This is a genomic window from Teichococcus oryzae (assembly GCF_008386565.1).
Taxonomy (GTDB): Bacteria; Pseudomonadota; Alphaproteobacteria; order Acetobacterales; family Acetobacteraceae; genus Pseudoroseomonas; species Pseudoroseomonas oryzae.
Genome location: NZ_VUKA01000001.1, coordinates 905,880 through 921,291, shown reverse-complemented (window position 1 = coordinate 921,291; position 15,412 = coordinate 905,880). Strand labels below are relative to the sequence as shown.

General features: G+C 69.5%; 13 protein-coding genes. 10 read left to right on the top strand and 3 right to left on the bottom strand.

Going from position 1 to position 15,412, the window contains the following annotated elements; translation table 11 throughout:
- Nucleotides 1-21: 21 nt before the first annotated feature.
- Nucleotides 22-942: a class I fructose-bisphosphate aldolase gene (locus tag F0Q34_RS04225; RefSeq protein ID WP_149810847.1), complete on the top strand. Its 921-nt coding sequence runs from the start codon at nucleotides 22-24 to the stop codon at nucleotides 940-942.
- A 4-nt stretch (nucleotides 943-946) separates the two neighbouring features.
- Complete coding sequence (gene thiE, locus F0Q34_RS04220; RefSeq protein ID WP_149810846.1) at nucleotides 947-1,609, top strand: thiamine phosphate synthase; 663 nt, start codon at nucleotides 947-949, stop codon at nucleotides 1,607-1,609.
- A 117-nt stretch (nucleotides 1,610-1,726) separates the two neighbouring features.
- Here the strand turns inward: thiE and F0Q34_RS04215 are convergent, their stop codons facing one another.
- A complete protein-coding gene (locus F0Q34_RS04215; protein ID WP_149810845.1) occupies nucleotides 1,727-2,416 on the bottom strand; it encodes a glutathione S-transferase N-terminal domain-containing protein in 690 nt (229 codons plus the stop codon).
- 319 nt (nucleotides 2,417-2,735) lie between these two features.
- Here F0Q34_RS04215 and F0Q34_RS04210 point away from each other — a divergent pair, with 319 nt between their 5' ends.
- Together F0Q34_RS04210 and F0Q34_RS04205 are read left to right on the top strand one after the other, a co-directional pair.
- On the top strand, nucleotides 2,736-4,937 hold the full coding sequence (locus F0Q34_RS04210; protein ID WP_149810844.1) for a two-component system response regulator: 2,202 nt from the start codon (nucleotides 2,736-2,738) through the stop codon (nucleotides 4,935-4,937).
- A 39-nt stretch (nucleotides 4,938-4,976) separates the two neighbouring features.
- Complete coding sequence (locus tag F0Q34_RS04205; RefSeq protein WP_149810843.1) at nucleotides 4,977-7,538, top strand: response regulator; 2,562 nt, start codon at nucleotides 4,977-4,979, stop codon at nucleotides 7,536-7,538.
- Nucleotides 7,539-7,623: 85 nt separating this feature from the next.
- Here F0Q34_RS04205 and F0Q34_RS04200 read toward each other — a convergent pair whose 3' ends face one another.
- Nucleotides 7,624-8,580, bottom strand: a complete 957-nt coding sequence (locus F0Q34_RS04200; RefSeq protein ID WP_149810842.1) for a crotonase/enoyl-CoA hydratase family protein — start codon at nucleotides 8,578-8,580, stop codon at nucleotides 7,624-7,626.
- A 253-nt stretch (nucleotides 8,581-8,833) separates the two neighbouring features.
- On the opposite strand from F0Q34_RS04200, the gene F0Q34_RS04195 reads away from it, so the two are divergent.
- Nucleotides 8,834-9,397 (top strand): sigma-70 family RNA polymerase sigma factor, encoded by a 564-nt coding sequence (locus F0Q34_RS04195; protein WP_149810841.1) that lies wholly within the window; start codon nucleotides 8,834-8,836, stop codon nucleotides 9,395-9,397.
- On the opposite strand, the gene F0Q34_RS04190 is transcribed toward F0Q34_RS04195, so the two are convergent.
- Nucleotides 9,394-9,822, bottom strand: coding sequence for a PRC-barrel domain-containing protein (locus tag F0Q34_RS04190; RefSeq protein WP_149810840.1), 429 nt, complete (start codon nucleotides 9,820-9,822; stop codon nucleotides 9,394-9,396). The genes F0Q34_RS04195 and F0Q34_RS04190 overlap by 4 nt on opposite strands.
- A gap of 157 nt (nucleotides 9,823-9,979) precedes the next feature.
- Here F0Q34_RS04190 and F0Q34_RS04185 point away from each other — a divergent pair, with 157 nt between their 5' ends.
- The 5 genes from F0Q34_RS04185 (at nucleotide 9,980) to F0Q34_RS04165 (ending at nucleotide 15,409) form a co-directional block, all read left to right on the top strand.
- Nucleotides 9,980-10,183, top strand: a complete 204-nt coding sequence (locus F0Q34_RS04185; protein WP_149810839.1) for a hypothetical protein — start codon at nucleotides 9,980-9,982, stop codon at nucleotides 10,181-10,183.
- 216 nt (nucleotides 10,184-10,399) lie between these two features.
- Nucleotides 10,400-10,693, top strand: a complete 294-nt coding sequence (locus F0Q34_RS04180; protein WP_241665307.1) for a con-10 family general stress protein — start codon at nucleotides 10,400-10,402, stop codon at nucleotides 10,691-10,693.
- Nucleotides 10,694-10,988: 295 nt separating this feature from the next.
- Nucleotides 10,989-11,225 carry a hypothetical protein gene (locus F0Q34_RS04175; protein WP_149810838.1) on the top strand — a complete coding sequence of 79 codons (237 nt, stop codon included), beginning with the start codon at nucleotides 10,989-10,991 and terminating at the stop codon, nucleotides 11,223-11,225.
- 27 nt (nucleotides 11,226-11,252) lie between these two features.
- Complete coding sequence (locus F0Q34_RS04170; protein ID WP_149810837.1) at nucleotides 11,253-11,861, top strand: ferritin family protein; 609 nt, start codon at nucleotides 11,253-11,255, stop codon at nucleotides 11,859-11,861.
- A 305-nt stretch (nucleotides 11,862-12,166) separates the two neighbouring features.
- On the top strand, nucleotides 12,167-15,409 hold the full coding sequence (locus F0Q34_RS04165) for a maltotransferase domain-containing protein (protein ID WP_149810836.1): 3,243 nt from the start codon (nucleotides 12,167-12,169) through the stop codon (nucleotides 15,407-15,409).
- The last annotated feature ends 3 nt before the right edge of the window (nucleotides 15,410-15,412 follow it).

The window sequence follows — 15,412 nt, the reverse complement described above, 5'->3', positions numbered from 1 at the left end:
GGGGCAAGGAAAGGACGCACCATGAAGCTGACGCACCGCGTGAAGGAGATCCTCTCCTGGTACGAAAGCGACAATCCGGGCACCAAGGCCAACCTCGCCCGCATCCTGATGGAAGGAAAGCTCGGCGGCACCGGGCGGATGGTGATCCTGCCGGTGGACCAGGGCTTCGAGCACGGCCCGGCCCGCTCCTTCGCGCCTAACCCGGCGGCCTATGACCCGCGTTACCATTTCGAGCTGGCGATCGAGGCCGGGCTCAACGCCTATGCCGCGCCACTCGGCATGATCGAGGCCGGCGCCGCCACCTTCGCCGGCGCCATCCCCACCATCCTCAAGGTGAACTCCTCCAACAGCCTGTCCACCACCAAGGACCAGGCGGTGACCGGCAGCGTGTCCGACGCCCTGCGCCTCGGCTGCTCCGCCATCGGCTTCACCATCTATCCGAGCTCGGAATACCAGTTCGAGATGATGGAGGAGCTGCGCGAGCTGGCCGAGGAAGCGAAGGCCGCCGGCCTCGCCGTGGTGGTGTGGAGCTATCCGCGCGGGCCGATGCTGGACAAGGCGGGCGAGACGGCGCTCGACATCTGCGCCTATGCCGCCCACATGGCGGCGCTGATGGGCGCGCACATCATCAAGGTGAAGCCGCCGACCGAGGTGATCTCGCTCGACGCCGCCAAGAAGACCTATGAGAAGAACCCGGTCGACACCACCAGCCTGGCGTCCCGCATCAGGCATGTGACGGATGCCTGCTTCGGCGGGCGGCGCCTCGTGGTGTTCTCCGGCGGCGAGGCCGGCACGGCGGAATCGATCGTGGAGATGGCCAGGGGCATCTATGCCGGCGGCGGCAATGGCTCGATCATCGGCCGCAACACCTTCCAGCGCCCGAAGGCGGAAGCGCTGAAGCTGCTGGCCGACATCATCGACGTCTACAAGACGCAGGCCTGACGCCATGGCCGCCGGGGAAACCAACAGCGACAAGACTGGGAATGAAGGCTGCCAGCTTTATCTGGTGACCCTGCCGGCCCTGGACCCGCGCGCCTTCGCCGACACCCTGGCGCGGGCGCTGGACGCGGGCGATGTCGCGGCGCTGCAACTCCGGCTGAAGGATGTGGATGATGACGCGCTCCGCCGCGCCATCGACATCCTGCGGCCGGTCGCGCAATCCCGCGGCGTCGCCTTTCTGCTGAACGACCGCGCCGACCTCGCCGTCCGCCATGGCTGCGACGGGGTGCATCTGGGCCAGGGCGATGGCGACCACGCCGCCGCCCGCAAATTGCTGGGGCCGGAGCGGACGCTCGGCATCACCTGCCACAACAGCCGGCACCTGGCGATGGAGGCCGGCGAGGCCGGTGCCGATTACGTCGCCTTCGGCGCCTTCTTTCCCACCGCCACGAAGCAGGCCGAACACACCGCCACGCCGGATATCCTGGAATGGTGGACCGAGATGTTCGAACTCCCCACCGTCGCCATCGGCGGCATCAATGCGGGGAATTGCGGGCCGCTGGTGCGGGCCGGCGCCGATTTCCTGGCGGTGGTCGGGGCGGTGTGGAACCACCCCGACGGGCCTGAAGCCGGGGTGCGGGCCATGAACGCGGCGATTGCCGCCGCCTGAGGCGGCCGGAATGGCCTTATTGCCGCGTCCGCGCGGGCGTTTTCCTTTCGCACCGGCCCACTTCAAATGCTCTGCTTCTTTGTTCTGTCGAGCATCTTCACCCGATCGGGGCCTGCTCTAGCCTGCCAGGGCCGGCGTCGCCCGCGCCAGGCCGCCATGCAGGTCCAGCATCCGTTCGCGCCACGCGGCCACCGGGTCGTCCGGCGCCAGGAGGGCCAGCGGCGACACCACCCTCGCCCATTGGAAGCTGCCGAACACGGCGTAGTCGCGGTAGTCGGGCGCTTCCCCGCCCAGGAATGGCCGTTCCGCCAGCACGGCCCGCGCCGGGCCGAGGGCCTGCCGCAGTTCCGGCAGCCTGGCTTCCCGGTTCGCGGTCACCTCGGCCAAAGGTTGGCCGAAGCGGACCTCGCGGTTGGCGATGAAGTAGCGCCGGGCAGGTTCATCCAGCAGCGGCGGAATGTCGCTGACGATCAGCCGCACCAGCATCGGGTTCAGGACCTCGTCGGCCCAGCTCGCGACAAAGCGGCCCGCCGCGACGCCGCCGGGAAACAGCGATGGCCGGTCCGGGTAATGGTCTTCAAGGTAGCGGGCGATAACCCAGGAATCGGCCACCACCCGGTCTCCATCAACCAGCACCGGCACCTTGTTCTGGCCGGAAAAGGCGATGGCTTCCCCTTCCGTGAAGCGCCAGATCACGGTTTCCGCTTCCAGCCCCTTATGGGCCAGCGCCATTCGCGCGCGCCAGCAATAGGGAGAGAAGCGCCGGGCCTGATCCTGCCCGGCCAGTTCAAAGAGACGGCGCGCCAAGGCGGCTCAGCCCGCCCTGGGGGCGTGGAACGGCAGCCCGGGGTTCCCCAGGGACAGGGTGATCCCGTGGCCGTTCGGCGTGGTCCGGTGATGCGGGTCGATCATGGCATGGGCCTTTCCGGGGGCGTTTCGCGGGGCGCCTGTCCGCGACGCTAGCCATGCTCCGCCGCAGCGGCAAGCGACGCCCGGCACCAACGAGAACTGGCGTGGCGGTTCAGGCTCCGCTACACGTTGGCCGTGTATCCTGATCCGCCTTTTTCGGTCATTCCGTTGGGGCGCGGGAGAGGCGAAACTGACTGAGCGCGGATCCCGGAGTGCCATGGCCACGATCCTGATCCTCGATGACAGGACAACGAACCGGAATATTTTCGCCCGCCTGGCGATGTCCCTGGGTGAGAACATCCGCGTTGAGGCATTTGGCGAGCCCGAGGTCGCGCTTTCCTGGCTGCGCGAGAACGACGCCGACCTGATCGTCACGGATTTCCGCATGCCCGGCATGGACGGCGCGGAGTTCACCCGGCAGTTGCGGGCGATTTCCAGCGGGCCGGCCGAGGCCGACATCCCGGTTATCGTCATTACGGCCTATAATGACCGCGCCTACCGGATGCGAGCGCTGGAGGCGGGCGCCACCGACTTCCTGCTCAGCCCGGTCGATCACTACGAGTTCGTGACCAGGGCGCGCAACCTGCTGCGGATGCGCTGGCAGCAGCAGCTGATCCAGGACCGCGCCCTTAACCTGGAGCGCGAGCTCGAACACAGCACCCGCTCGCGGGAGGAATTGCTGCGGGACAGCCGCAAGGCGCTGGCCCAGGTGATCGACACCGTGCCCGCGCTGATCAGCGCATCCGACCGCGACGGCCGCTGCGTGTTCGTCAACGCATCCCAGGCCCGGTTCAGCGGCGCCGATCCGGGCACCCTGGTCGGGCATGACATCTCGCTCATGCTGGGCGCGGCGCGCGCCGCCCGCTCCCGCACGCTGGACCAGCTGGTATTCGAAACCGGGGAAGCCTTGCCGGCCCGCGAGGAAGAAGCCATGGGCCCGGACGGGACCCTGCGCTCCTTCCTGACAACCAAGGCGCCGCTGCACGACCGGGATGGCCGGGTCACGGCGGTGCTGACCACCTCCATCGAGATCACCGAGCGCAAGCAGGCCGAGCGCCGCCTCAGCCACATGGTGCATCATGACGCGCTGACCGGCCTGCCGAACCGCGCCCATCTGCGCGATCGGCTGCGGCGGGAACTGGCGCGGGGGCGACGCGGCGACCATGTGTTCGCCCTGATGTTCCTCGACCTCGACCGCTTCAAGGCCGTCAACGACGCCTATGGCCACCACCTGGGCGATGCGCTGCTGCATGACGCGGCGCAGCGCCTGACGGAGGCGATGCGGCCGGGAGACATGGTTGCGCGGCTCGGCGGCGACGAATTCGCCATCCTGCTGGCCGACATCAGCGGCCAGGAGCAGGCGGAGGAGCTGGCGGCCGAGGTCATGGCCACCCTGTCCGCCCCCTTCCAGTTCGAGGGCATGTCCCTGTCGGTGACGGCCAGCATCGGCATCACCCTGCATCCGCGCGACGGCACCGACCCGGACGAGCTGCTGCGCAATGCCGACCTGGCCATGTACCGGGCCAAGGCGGAAGGGCGGAATGGCTGGCAGTTCTTCGCCGCCACCATGGAGGCCCGGGCGCGCGAGATCATGCAGATCGAGGCCGATCTGCGCCAGGCCCTGCTGCGCCGGGAGCTGGTGCTGCACTACCAGCCGCAGATCGAGCTGCGCAGCGGCCGGGTTGTCGGGGTGGAGGCGCTGCTGCGCTGGCGGCGCAACGGCAAGCTGACCGGTCCGGGCCCGTTCCTGGCCGTGGCGGAGGAAACCGGGCTGATCGGCCCGATCAATGAATGGGTGCTGGCCGAAGCCTGCCGCCAGGCGGCGGCCTGGGCGGAAGACTGGAAGGCTGCCGGCGTGGCGCCCCTGCGGATGGGCGTCAACCTGTCCCCCGTGCAGTTCCGGCGGCAGGACGTTCCGGCGCTGGTGCTGCGCGTGCTGGGCGAAACAGGCCTGGACCCGGCCCTGCTGGACCTGGAACTGACGGAAGGCATCCTGATGGATCAGGGCGCCGAGATGGCGGCGCGGCTGCAAAGCCTGCGGGCGCGCGGAATCTGCATCTCGGTGGATGATTTCGGCACTGGCTATTCTTCCCTGAGCTATGTGAAGAACTTTCCGGTGGATCGCCTCAAGATCGACCAGTCCTTTGTGCGCGGCATGACCAGCGACGCCAATGACGCCGCCATCGTGCGCACCATCATCGAGCTGGCGCATGTGCTGCGGCTGCAGGTGGTGGCGGAGGGGGTGGAAACCGAGGCCCAGCTTGAGGCGCTAAGGGCCGAAGGCTGCGACGAGGTGCAAGGTTTCTTCTTCAGCGAGGCGGTGCCGCCTGACACCATCGCGGAATTGCTGCGCCAGGACCCCATCGGGCCGCGCCTGGCCGCCGGCGCCGCCTTGCGGAGCCCGGACAGCGGACGGTGATGAGGCCGCCATGGCGGTGAAGAGGCCGCAGGGGGTGGAATGAGCCGGGCCGGAGACGGGGAACCGGGCCGAGCGACCCCGCCGAAGCGGGGTCTGGGCCGGATCGCCGCGCGGCTGCGCGGCCGCCCCGACAGCGAACACGAGATGAGCTTCAACCGGCTGGCCTTCGCAGGGATCATCGCCCTGGTGATGCTGCTCAGCTCCTCGCCCGGCACCAACACGGCGCTGCTGGTGCTGCTCGTTCTCTACATCCCCCTCGCCTGCGCCATCCTGGTGCACATCATCCTGCGGCCGGACGCCAATCCGCGCAGGCGCATCGCCGCGCTTCTGCTGGATTGCGGCTTTCTTTCCTGGGAGCTGTATCTCGGCGGCGAACCCGCCTCGATGTTCTTCGCCATCTATCTCTGGGTCATCTTCGGCAACGGCTTCCGCTTCGGCCTGAAGGCGCTCTACGCCGCCATGGTCTGCGCCATGCTGGGCTTCGCCGCCGTGGTGGTGACGACGCCGTTCTGGTGGGACCAGATCCACCTGTCCGGCGGCCTGCTGGCCAGCCTGCTGGTGCTGCCGGCCTATTCCGGCCGGCTGATCCGGCGCCTGTCCCAGGCGCATCAGGAGGCGGAAGCGGCCAGCCAGGCCAAGTCGCTGTTCCTGGCGGCCGTCAGCCATGAGCTGCGCACGCCGCTCAACGCCATCATCGGCATGGGCGGACTGTTGCGCGAAACCCGGCTCGACGCCGATCAGCTCGAAATGGCGCGCACGGTGGACAGCGCCGCGCGCACCCTGCTGTCGCTGATCGAGGACATCCTGAACCTGTCCCGCATCGAGGCGGGGCGGATGCCGGTCAACCACGCCCCCTTCGACCTGGCCGATCTTTTGGCCGAGCTGCGCAGCCTGCTGACCGCCGAGTGCAACGCCAAGGGGCTCCGGTTCAGCCTGCATGTGACGCCGCGCACGCCGGCCTGGCTCATGGGCGACCGCCGCCATCTGCTGGAGGTTCTGATGAACCTCGCCGGCAATGCGGTGAAGTTCACCGCCGAAGGGGGCATCACCGTCGCCATCGATGTCGGGCCGGACACCGGCGGCGTGGGGCGTGGCGGGCTGCTGCTGTCGGCCGAGGTATCGGATACCGGCATCGGCATCGCCCCGGAGGCGCAGGGCCGCATCTTTGAGGACTTCACCCAGGCCGATGCCAGCATCATCAACCGCTTCGGCGGCACGGGGCTGGGCCTCGCCATCTGCCGCCGGATCGTGCGGCTGCTGGGTGGCGAGATCGGCGTCGTTTCGGCGCCAGGCACCGGCAGCACCTTCCACTTCGCCTTTCCCATCGCCGTGGCGCCGGCCGAGGCGCAGCCCGCCACTTCCCTGGACCTGCTGCCGCTGGTGGTGCTGGAGCCGGACGTGGCGCAGCGGCAGATGCTGCTGCAACGGCTGGCGCGGATGGATATCGGGCCGATCCGCGCCGCCGCCGATCCCGCCGCGGCGCTGCGGCTTTTCAACGCGCCGCAGGACACCGCAGCCCCTCCTCCCCTGTTGGTGCTGGGGCCGGGCGGGGAGGTTCCGGAGGGCATCGATCCGGCGCGCAGCCTGCGGGTGGCCGCCGATGCCCCGCCAGGATTGCCGCCGGAGCCGCGCCGGCGGGACTGCCTGGCATTGCTGCCGGCCAACCCGCCGGCGCCGCTGCTGCGCGACGCGCTGCGCTTCGGCCTGCTCCTGGCCACCGCGCGCAGCCAGGCGGTGCTGCCCCCAGCCAGAGCGGAGATGGCGGAGGACGCGCCCGCGGCGGTGCCGCACCGGCCGCTGCATGTGCTGGTCGCCGATGACAGCCCGGTCAACCGCCGCGTGCTGAACCGCATCCTGCAGCATGGCGGCCACACCGCAGTGCTGGTGGAGGATGGCGAGGCGGCGCTCGACGTCCTGGAAACCTCGGCCGACAGCTTCGACCTGGTTCTCATGGACGTGAACATGCCACGCATGGACGGGCTGGAAGCGACAAAGATGTTCCGCGTCATGGCGCTGGGCCAGGAGCATCTGCCCATTCTGGCACTCACCGCCGATGCCACCGAGCAAACCTCGGAGCGGTGCCACGCCGCCGGCATGGACGGCCACCTCACCAAGCCCGTGCGCCCCGAGGAGTTGCTGCACCTCGTGGCAACGCATGCCCGCCCGCCGCGCGGGGCGGGCGCCGAGCCCGGCCGGCCCACGGCCGCCGGCGCCACGGTGGCCGAGATGGCGGCGCATCCGCGCTTCCGCCCCGCCAACGCCGTGCTGGACCCGGAAACCATGGGCACGCTGCGGCAGCTTGGCGGCAATGGCTTCCTGCGCGAGTTGGGCGAGGACTTCCTGCAGGATGCCGGGGCGCTGGTGGACGCCATCGGGGAGGCGGCGGCGGCCGGGGATGTGGCGCGCTTCCAGGCGGAGGTGCACGCCCTCCGTTCCAGCGCCGCCAATCTCGGCGCCGTGGCGGTGACGCGGCTTTGCGGCGAATGGCGGGCGCTGGAGCGCGAGACGATGATGCGGGAATGGCACGCGCTGTCGGCCGCCGGGCACGATGCGCTGGACCGCACGCGTCGTGCCCTGCTGGAGGAAGCGCCACCGGGCTGAAGCCGCCCGGCCGGGCATCCGCGGGGCGGCGGAAGCCCGCGGGGGGATTTTCCCCCCTTTCAAGGCAGCGGCTCGTCATCGCGTCCTACTCCGCCGCGTTGGCGTAACCGGGGGAAGCCAGGCTGGCGAGGCGGCGCTCCTGCGCGGCCACCAGCCGCCCCATCTTCTTCAGGTCGGCCTCGCCCAGGTTCATCGCCGCCTCGGCCCACATCTCCACCACGTCGCGCAGCTCCTCCAGCGTCACCGGGTCCACGCGGCGGCGTGCCCGCTGCAGGGTGAAATGCGCGTTGTGCTTGCGACTGTGGCGGGCGATGTAGTCATACACAGTGGCCTCGCCCTCTCCGTCCTCGGCCAGCACGTCCACCACGCCCATGGCATGCAGTTCCTCCGCGGTATGGATCCGGCCGGAGGTGATCAGCTCCTCCGCCTGCCGGCGGCCGATGCGGCGGGACAGGAAGCTGTAGGCGCCCATGCCCGGGAACATGTTGAACAGGATCTCGGGCAGGCCGAGCTTGGCCGAGCGCTCGGCCACGATCATGTCAAAGGACAGGGCATGCTCGAAGCCGCCGCCCAGCGCGTCACCCTGCACCAGCGCCATGGTGATCAGCGGCAGGTCGAAGGCGATGCTGTTGCGGTGGATGGCCTCCACGGCGATGTGGCCGTAGCGCACGAGGGAGGCATGATCGCGCGAGCGGATGCGCTCGGCGAAGTGCGCCAGGTCGCCGCCCAGGTTGTAGATGCCCGGCACGGCCGAGTTCGTCACGAACCAGTCGGCCGGCCGCTCGCCCTTCTCGGCATGGTGGCTGGCGAAGAACTCCACGGTGGCCGCCTGCATCCGGTGCACGTCCTGCATCAGTTCCAGCGTGTAGGAGGGGCGGCCCTGCGGACGCATCGTGCACCACAGGGTGCGGGCGGGCGCGTCCAGCCGCAGTTCCAGGTTGTCGAACCGCAGGGGCAGCTGCAGCGGCGCCGGGGAAGGCACCAGCGCCTCGCGGTGGCCAGCGGACAGGGCGGCGGGAACGATGGAACGGGAAAAGAACATGAGGTTCTCCTGCGGGCGGCTTTGCCGCCGATTCGCGAAACGCCCTCCCGCCGACCATCGGCTGGGACTTGGCGGCTCCGCAGGAGCATCCTAGAGCGCGAAGATTGAAGATTGACGCCAGTGCTTTCGTGAAATCGACAATGTGCGTTGTTCTTCAACAAGCCTTGCGAGATGGCCACAGGAAGCATTCCATCTCCGAAACCAGCCCCGGCGGGCTAACGTTTCAGCTTGGCAACCTGTCCAGTCAGGTCCGATGTCCCTGATCGACCGTGAAATCCTTGCCTGCCTGCCGGATCTCCGCGCCTATGCCCGGTCCCTGACGCGTGACCGGGACGCGGCGGACGACCTTGTGCAGGAGGCGGTGCTGCGGATGCTGAGCTCCGCCAACCGTTACCAGCACGGCACGCATTTCAGGGCCTGGGCCTTCACCATCCTGCGGAACCGCTTCCTGAACGATTTCGCCACGCGGCAAAGGCAGCAACGCCATGCGGGGGAGGACGCGCTGGGGCGTGTCGCGGTGGCCGCGCAGCAGGAGGAGGGCCTGGAGGTGGTCGACCTCCGCCGCATCTTCCATGAATTGCCGGAAGAACACCGCTCGATCCTCGCCCTGGTTGCCGGGTCGGGACTTCCCTATGAGGAAGTGGCCAAGGTGCTGAGCTGCGCGGTGGGCACCGTCAAGAGCCGGGTCCACAGGGCGCGCGGGGCATTGGTCCGGCTGATCCTGGCCCAGCACATGGCGATGCAGCCGGTGCCCGTGCGCTTCAGCGCGGCCAAGCGCGCCGCCCCGGTTCGCCGGCGCACCGATCCCGCCGCCTAGAGCCCGTCGCGCGAGCCATAGGGCGATGGGCCGTAATGATCGCGCACCCTCTCGCCCCAATCATTGTCGGACCAATCCACCGGCTTGTCGGGCGCAAAGGAAGGCGCGTTGGCCAGCTGCGCCTCAGTGACGTCCACCACATAGCCGCCGAGGCCGATGTCGTAGCGCAGCCTGTTCCAGGGCAGAGGGTAGCTCGACGCGCCGAGGCCCAGAAAGCCGCCGAATGACAGCACGGCATATTCGACGGTGCCGGCGACCTTGTCGATCATCAGCGTCCGCACCGAGCCGAGGCGGTTCCCGGCCGGATCGTACACCGCCGTGCCCTCGACCCGGTCGGAAGCGATCAGCGGACTGGCGCCACGGGCGGCCGGGTCCGCGGGAGACGCGACGGGGCGGCCCGCGGCATCGTTCATCGGATGGGACATGGCCCTTTCCCCTTTGCTGGCGACGTGACGCCATTGAAACGCGCGGCGGCCCGACTGGTTCCCCGCGCGGCGGGGCAACCTCAGCGCGACCGGCGCTTTTCAACCTCAGTGAGGCCGCCGCGCTTCCGGCACGGCGTCAACCCGGAAAGGCCCCCCAATGTCCCACAGTGACAACGACAACCCACGCGAGAAGGTGATCGAGCCGCCGCCTGGCAAGCACCAGGCGCCGATGCCCGAGCATCCGGTCAACCCGCAGAACGCCCGCCAGGGCGAGACCACCGGCCGGGTGCGCTGGGTGCTCGGCGCGTCCCTGGTGCTGGTGGTGATCGCCTTCGCGCTGGCCTTTGTTTTCTCAGGCTGAACCCGGCCGGGGAGATGCAACGAAGCACTCCCGCTGACGTTTATCACGCAAGCTTGGGCGCATCCTGCCCCAGGCGGCGTGGTTTGGCAGGAACTTGGCAGGGACGGCGCGGTTGTTACTGAACCTGTCGCGGCTTGCGGCGGGTCGGCGCAACCGAACCCCGGACCAGGGGCTGGGCCGCCGCAATGTGCAAAACGCAGAGGAAGGATCTGAGAAATGGCTCCATCCCGTTCAGGCAGCGGCAAGCAGGGCTTTGCGTCGATGGACGAGGCCAAGCAGCGCAACATCGCCTCCAAGGGCGGTCAAAGCGTGCCCGCCGCCAAGCGCAGCTTCGCGCAGGACCCCGCCCTGGCCGCGGAAGCCGGCCGCAAGGGTGGCCAGGCCGTGCAGGCCAGCGACCGGTCCTTTTCCCGCGACCGCAGCCTGGCCGCCAGCGCCGGGCGAAAAGGCGGGCAGGCGACCCACAGCAAGAACCGCGGCACCGGCAGCGGAACCGACGCCGCGACCTGAGACCTGGCGTGGGCGGCCCGCCCGCGCGCCTTCATCCTCTTCGGAGACCTCCATGGCGCCCCAGCCTGATGCCAGCTTGCGCGACCGCTCCCCAGTTGACTCGCCTTCCTACGCATTGCGGGCGGATCTGGCAGACCGGCTGGCGGTGTATCGCCACGCCGCGCGTGAGGGCGGACGCGCCGTGGACGCGCTGAGTCAGCCTTCCCCGCGGCAGGCTGGCGCTCCGCTCCGGCCCGAGGGCGCAACGCCCGGCACCGTCCTCTGACGTGCCGCACACCCCACGGAAGCAGACCGCATGACCGAGAAGAACGCCGATACGGGCAAGCCAGGGCGGGCAAACGAGCCCGGCCCGCAAACCTCGGCGGACACGCCGATGGTCAAGCCTTCCGAACCGACACCGCCGCCGCCGGCCACTCCCCCGCGGCAGGACCCGGAGGAGAAGCCCGTTCCGGACAAGGCCAACAAGCACTACCCGCAGAACCACTACGCCAATGCCGCGCCGGAGGACCCGCCACCGGCGCATCGCAAGTAAGGGTTTCCGACCTCAAGGAGCACCGCCATGAACGACATCGGCCATTCCGCCGACAAGGCCCGCGCCGGCGAGATGCCCCTGCGGGCCCTGAGCGCCACGCTGCATGGCAGCCACCGGGCCTATGAACAGGCCCGGCACCTGACGGCGGACCGCTTCCTGCGGATCGAATTCGCCGAGCTGGCCGAGAAGCGCGCCAAGATGGCCCATGACCTCGATGAACTGCTGCCGGGCGGTGCCGACCAGAAGCCGGTTCCGCCGCTCAGCACGGTGCATCGCGTCTTCCTGGACCTGAAGGGCAATCTGTTCCGCCAGGGCCGTGCCCGTATCCTGCGGGAGGTGGTCCGCAACGAGGCAGCGTTGGAGGACATCTTCGACGAGGTTCTGGAGGCCGAGCTGCCCCCCACGGCACGCCCGCTTCTCCAGCGGCAGCACCGCCAGGTGCGCGCCACGCGCGACCGCTACGCCGCCATGCTCGACGAGGATGGCGATCCCCTGCCCGCACCCTCCGGCCATGGCATCATCGCCAGCTTCAACCGGCTGACCCAGCCGATCACCAGCAACCCGATCCTGTCCGCCATCGTGGTCACGGCCGTGTCGGCACTGACGGCCCGCCTGCTGCGCAGCCGCCGCTACTGAACGCCGCCAGGCAGATCGGCAGGGCGAACCGGAGGCTGGCCATGCGGCCGGCCGCCTTTCCTCCGCTTCCGCATCCGGGCGGCATGCAACCGGCGAGCGCGGCATCTCACGGGGCAGCAACCGGGCATCTTGCCGCCACCCCAAGCTCGGGCGACGCTGCCTTGAGCCGCGCAACTTTGGGCTGCGCCGGAACGTTGGCCGGTCCGAGAAACAGCCGCCTCTCCATGGACGTGCCCCAACAACACCGCCTCCCCTTCCGCCGCGACGGCTGAAGGGCCAGCTTGGCAAAAAAGGACAGAAAAGCCTTGCCTGCTGCTGCCGTCACTCCACCCTCCGCCTTCTATTACATCAACCCTGCGGCCATCGGGACGCCGGAAGCCTGGCCCGCCGAGTTCGAGCGCATCGCGGCACTCGGCTTCGACGCGGTGGTGCTGGCGCCGCCCTTTGTCGCCGTGCCGGGGCAGCCCTTCCTGGTGCGCGACCATGACAGGCTGCAGCCCTCCCTGGGCGGTGGAGAGACGCAGCCGGGCCTGCGGAAGCTGGCCGAGGCGGCGCGGGCGCAGGGGCTCGGGCTGCTGCTGGATTTTGTCGCTGATCGGGTGGCGCGCGACGCGCCGATGCTGCGTTCCGCCCGGGACTGGGCCAGTTCCATCCTGCCGCCGGATGCGCCGCCCGATCCGCGCCTGCCGGCCGGGACGGCCGATGCGGCGCAGCTCACGCTTCCGGCGCCGCCCGGGCTGATGGAGTTCTGGCGGCGGCGCATCGGGGAATGGGCGGCAGCTGGCGTCACCGGGCTGCGTTGCATCGCGCCCCAGCGGAACGGGCCCGACTTCTGGCGCGAACTGATCGGCGCCGTGCGCGCCGGCAATCCCGGGATGCGCTTCCTGGCCTGGACGCCCGGCGCCTCGCCGGACGAGGCCGCCGCCCTGGCGGGCTGTGGCTTCGACCTCGCCGCGCCATCCCTGCCATGGTGGGATTTCCACGCGGCCTGGTTCGGGGAGGAGATGCAGCGCCTCGCCGGCGTGGCCCCTTCCCTTCTCGCTCCGGAGGCACCCTTCGCCACCCGCCTGCCGGCGCATGGCGCCTACCGCGCGCACAGGGCGGCGGCGGCGCGCCGGGCGTTGCGCTTCGCGGCCCTGAGCGGCGCCGCCTGGATGCTGCCGATGGGCTTCGAGTATGGCGCGCTGCACCGGATGGGCGACGGCAGCGACGAGGCGGAAAGCTTCGCGGCCCTCCGCCACGCGCCGCGCGCCGACCTCACCGACGCCATCCGCGAAGCCAATGCGGCCCGGCGGCAGGCCTCCGCCGCCATCCCGAGGCTGGTTTCGGCACCGGGCGCCCCGGTCGCGCTGCTGCTGCAACCCGGCGGCGCGATAGGGAACCGGACCCTGGTGCTGGCCAATCCCGCCCTGAACCGGACGGCCACCATCTCGGCCGCGACGCTTCTTGGCGCCCTGCCCCGGCCCGGCAGCCTGCCGCCTGGCACACTGGACCACAAAGGGGCCTTGACCCTGGCCGCCGGAGAGGTGCGAAGCATGCCCATTCACGACGTGACGCCCGTGCGTCTGCCGGTGCGCAGCGGCGCGCGCGCGGCGCTGGCCGCCACGGAAATGCCACGCATCGCCATCGAGGCGGTCAGCCCCGCCGTGGATGGCGGCCGCTTCCCGGTGAAGCGCGCGGTCGGGCAGCCCGTCGATGTCACGGCGGACGTGTTCACGGAAGGGCATGGCAAGATCGCGGTGCGGCTGCTCTGGCGCCCGGCCGACGAGCCCGCCTGGCGCGAAACGCCGATGCGCTTCACGGTGAACGATGTTTACGCCGCGAGCTTCGTGCCGGAGCGGATCGGACGCCATCTGTATTGCATCGAGGCCTGGGTCGATCATTTCGAGGCGTTCCGCGACGAGATCCGGAAGAAGTTCGATGCCGGCGTGGAGATCGCGCTGGAGCGGATCGAGGGCACCAACCTGATGGAAGCGTCCCTCGGGAACCTGTCCGGGGAAGCCGCCGAACGGCTGCGCATGACCATCGGGGAGATCAAGGCGGCGGACGATGCCGGCGCGGTCGCGCTGTTCACCGCCGACGAGACGCGCGCATTGATGACGGAGGCCGATCCCCGCCCCTTCAGGACCCGCTCCGATCCGTTCAAGCTGGATGTGGAGCGCCGCGCGGCCGGCTTCGCTTCCTGGTACGAGATCTTCCCGCGTTCGCAGAGCGGCGACCCGAACCGGCACGGCACCTTCGACGACGTGATCCGCGCCCTACCCCGCGTGCGCGACATGGGCTTCGACGTGCTGTATTTCCCGCCCATCCACCCGATCGGCCGGAAGAACCGCAAGGGCCGCAACAACACCCTGACGCCGGGCCCGGAGGATGTGGGCAGCCCCTATGCCATCGGCTCGGAGGAAGGCGGCCATGACGCGCTGCACCCCGAGCTTGGAACGCTGGACGATTTCCGCCGCTTGGTGCGCGCGGCCGCCGAGCATGATCTGGAGCTGGCGCTGGACTTCGCCATCCAGTGCTCGCCCGACCATCCCTGGCTGACCCAGCACAAGGACTGGTTCGACTGGCGCCCTGATGGCAGCATCAAATACGCCGAGAACCCGCCCAAGAAATACCAGGACATCGTCAATGTGGATTTCTACACGGAGGGCGCGAAGCCCGCGCTGTGGATCGCGTTGCGCGACGTGGTGCTGTTCTGGGTCCGGGAAGGCGTCAAGCTGTTCCGCGTGGACAACCCGCACACCAAGCCGCTGCCGTTCTGGGAATGGATGATCGCCGAGGTCCGGGCGCGCGATCCCGAGGTGGTCTTCCTGTCCGAGGCCTTCACGCGGCCCAAGGTGATGTACCGTCTGGCCAAGGTCGGCTATTCGCAGAGCTACACCTACTTCACCTGGCGCAACTCGGCCTGGGAGATGCGCGAATATCTGGAAGAACTGAACCGCGTTCCGGTTCGCGACTTCTTCCGCCCGCATTTCTTTGTCAACACGCCGGACATCAACCCGGTCTTCCTGCAGAACTCCGGCCGCCCCGGCCACCTGATCCGCGCCGCGCTGGCGGCGACGCTGTCGGGCCTCTGGGGCGTCTATAACGGGTTCGAGCTGTGCGAGGCGCGGCCCCTTGCCCCCGGCAAGGAGGAATACATCGACAGCGAGAAATACGAGATCAAGGCGTGGGACTATGATCGTCCCGGCAACATCACCGCCGAGATCACTCTGCTGAACCGCATCCGGCGGGAGAACCCGGCCTTGCAGACCCATCTCGGGGTCACGTTCCTCGCCTCGAACCATGACGGCATCCTCACCTATGTGAAGCAGACGCCGGACGGGTCGAACGCCGTGCTGGTGGCGGTGTCCATGGACCCGCACCAGGCGCTGGAGACGCATTTCGAGCTGCCGCAGCACGCCATGGGCCTGCCGCCCGGCGCCACCCTGGCTGCCGAGAACCTGATCGCCGGAGGAGAGGAGCACTGGGGCGGCACGCACCGCCACATCCGCCTCGACCCGCACCAGAACCCCTTCGCCATCTGGCGCATCCGCGCCGCCGCCTGAGGC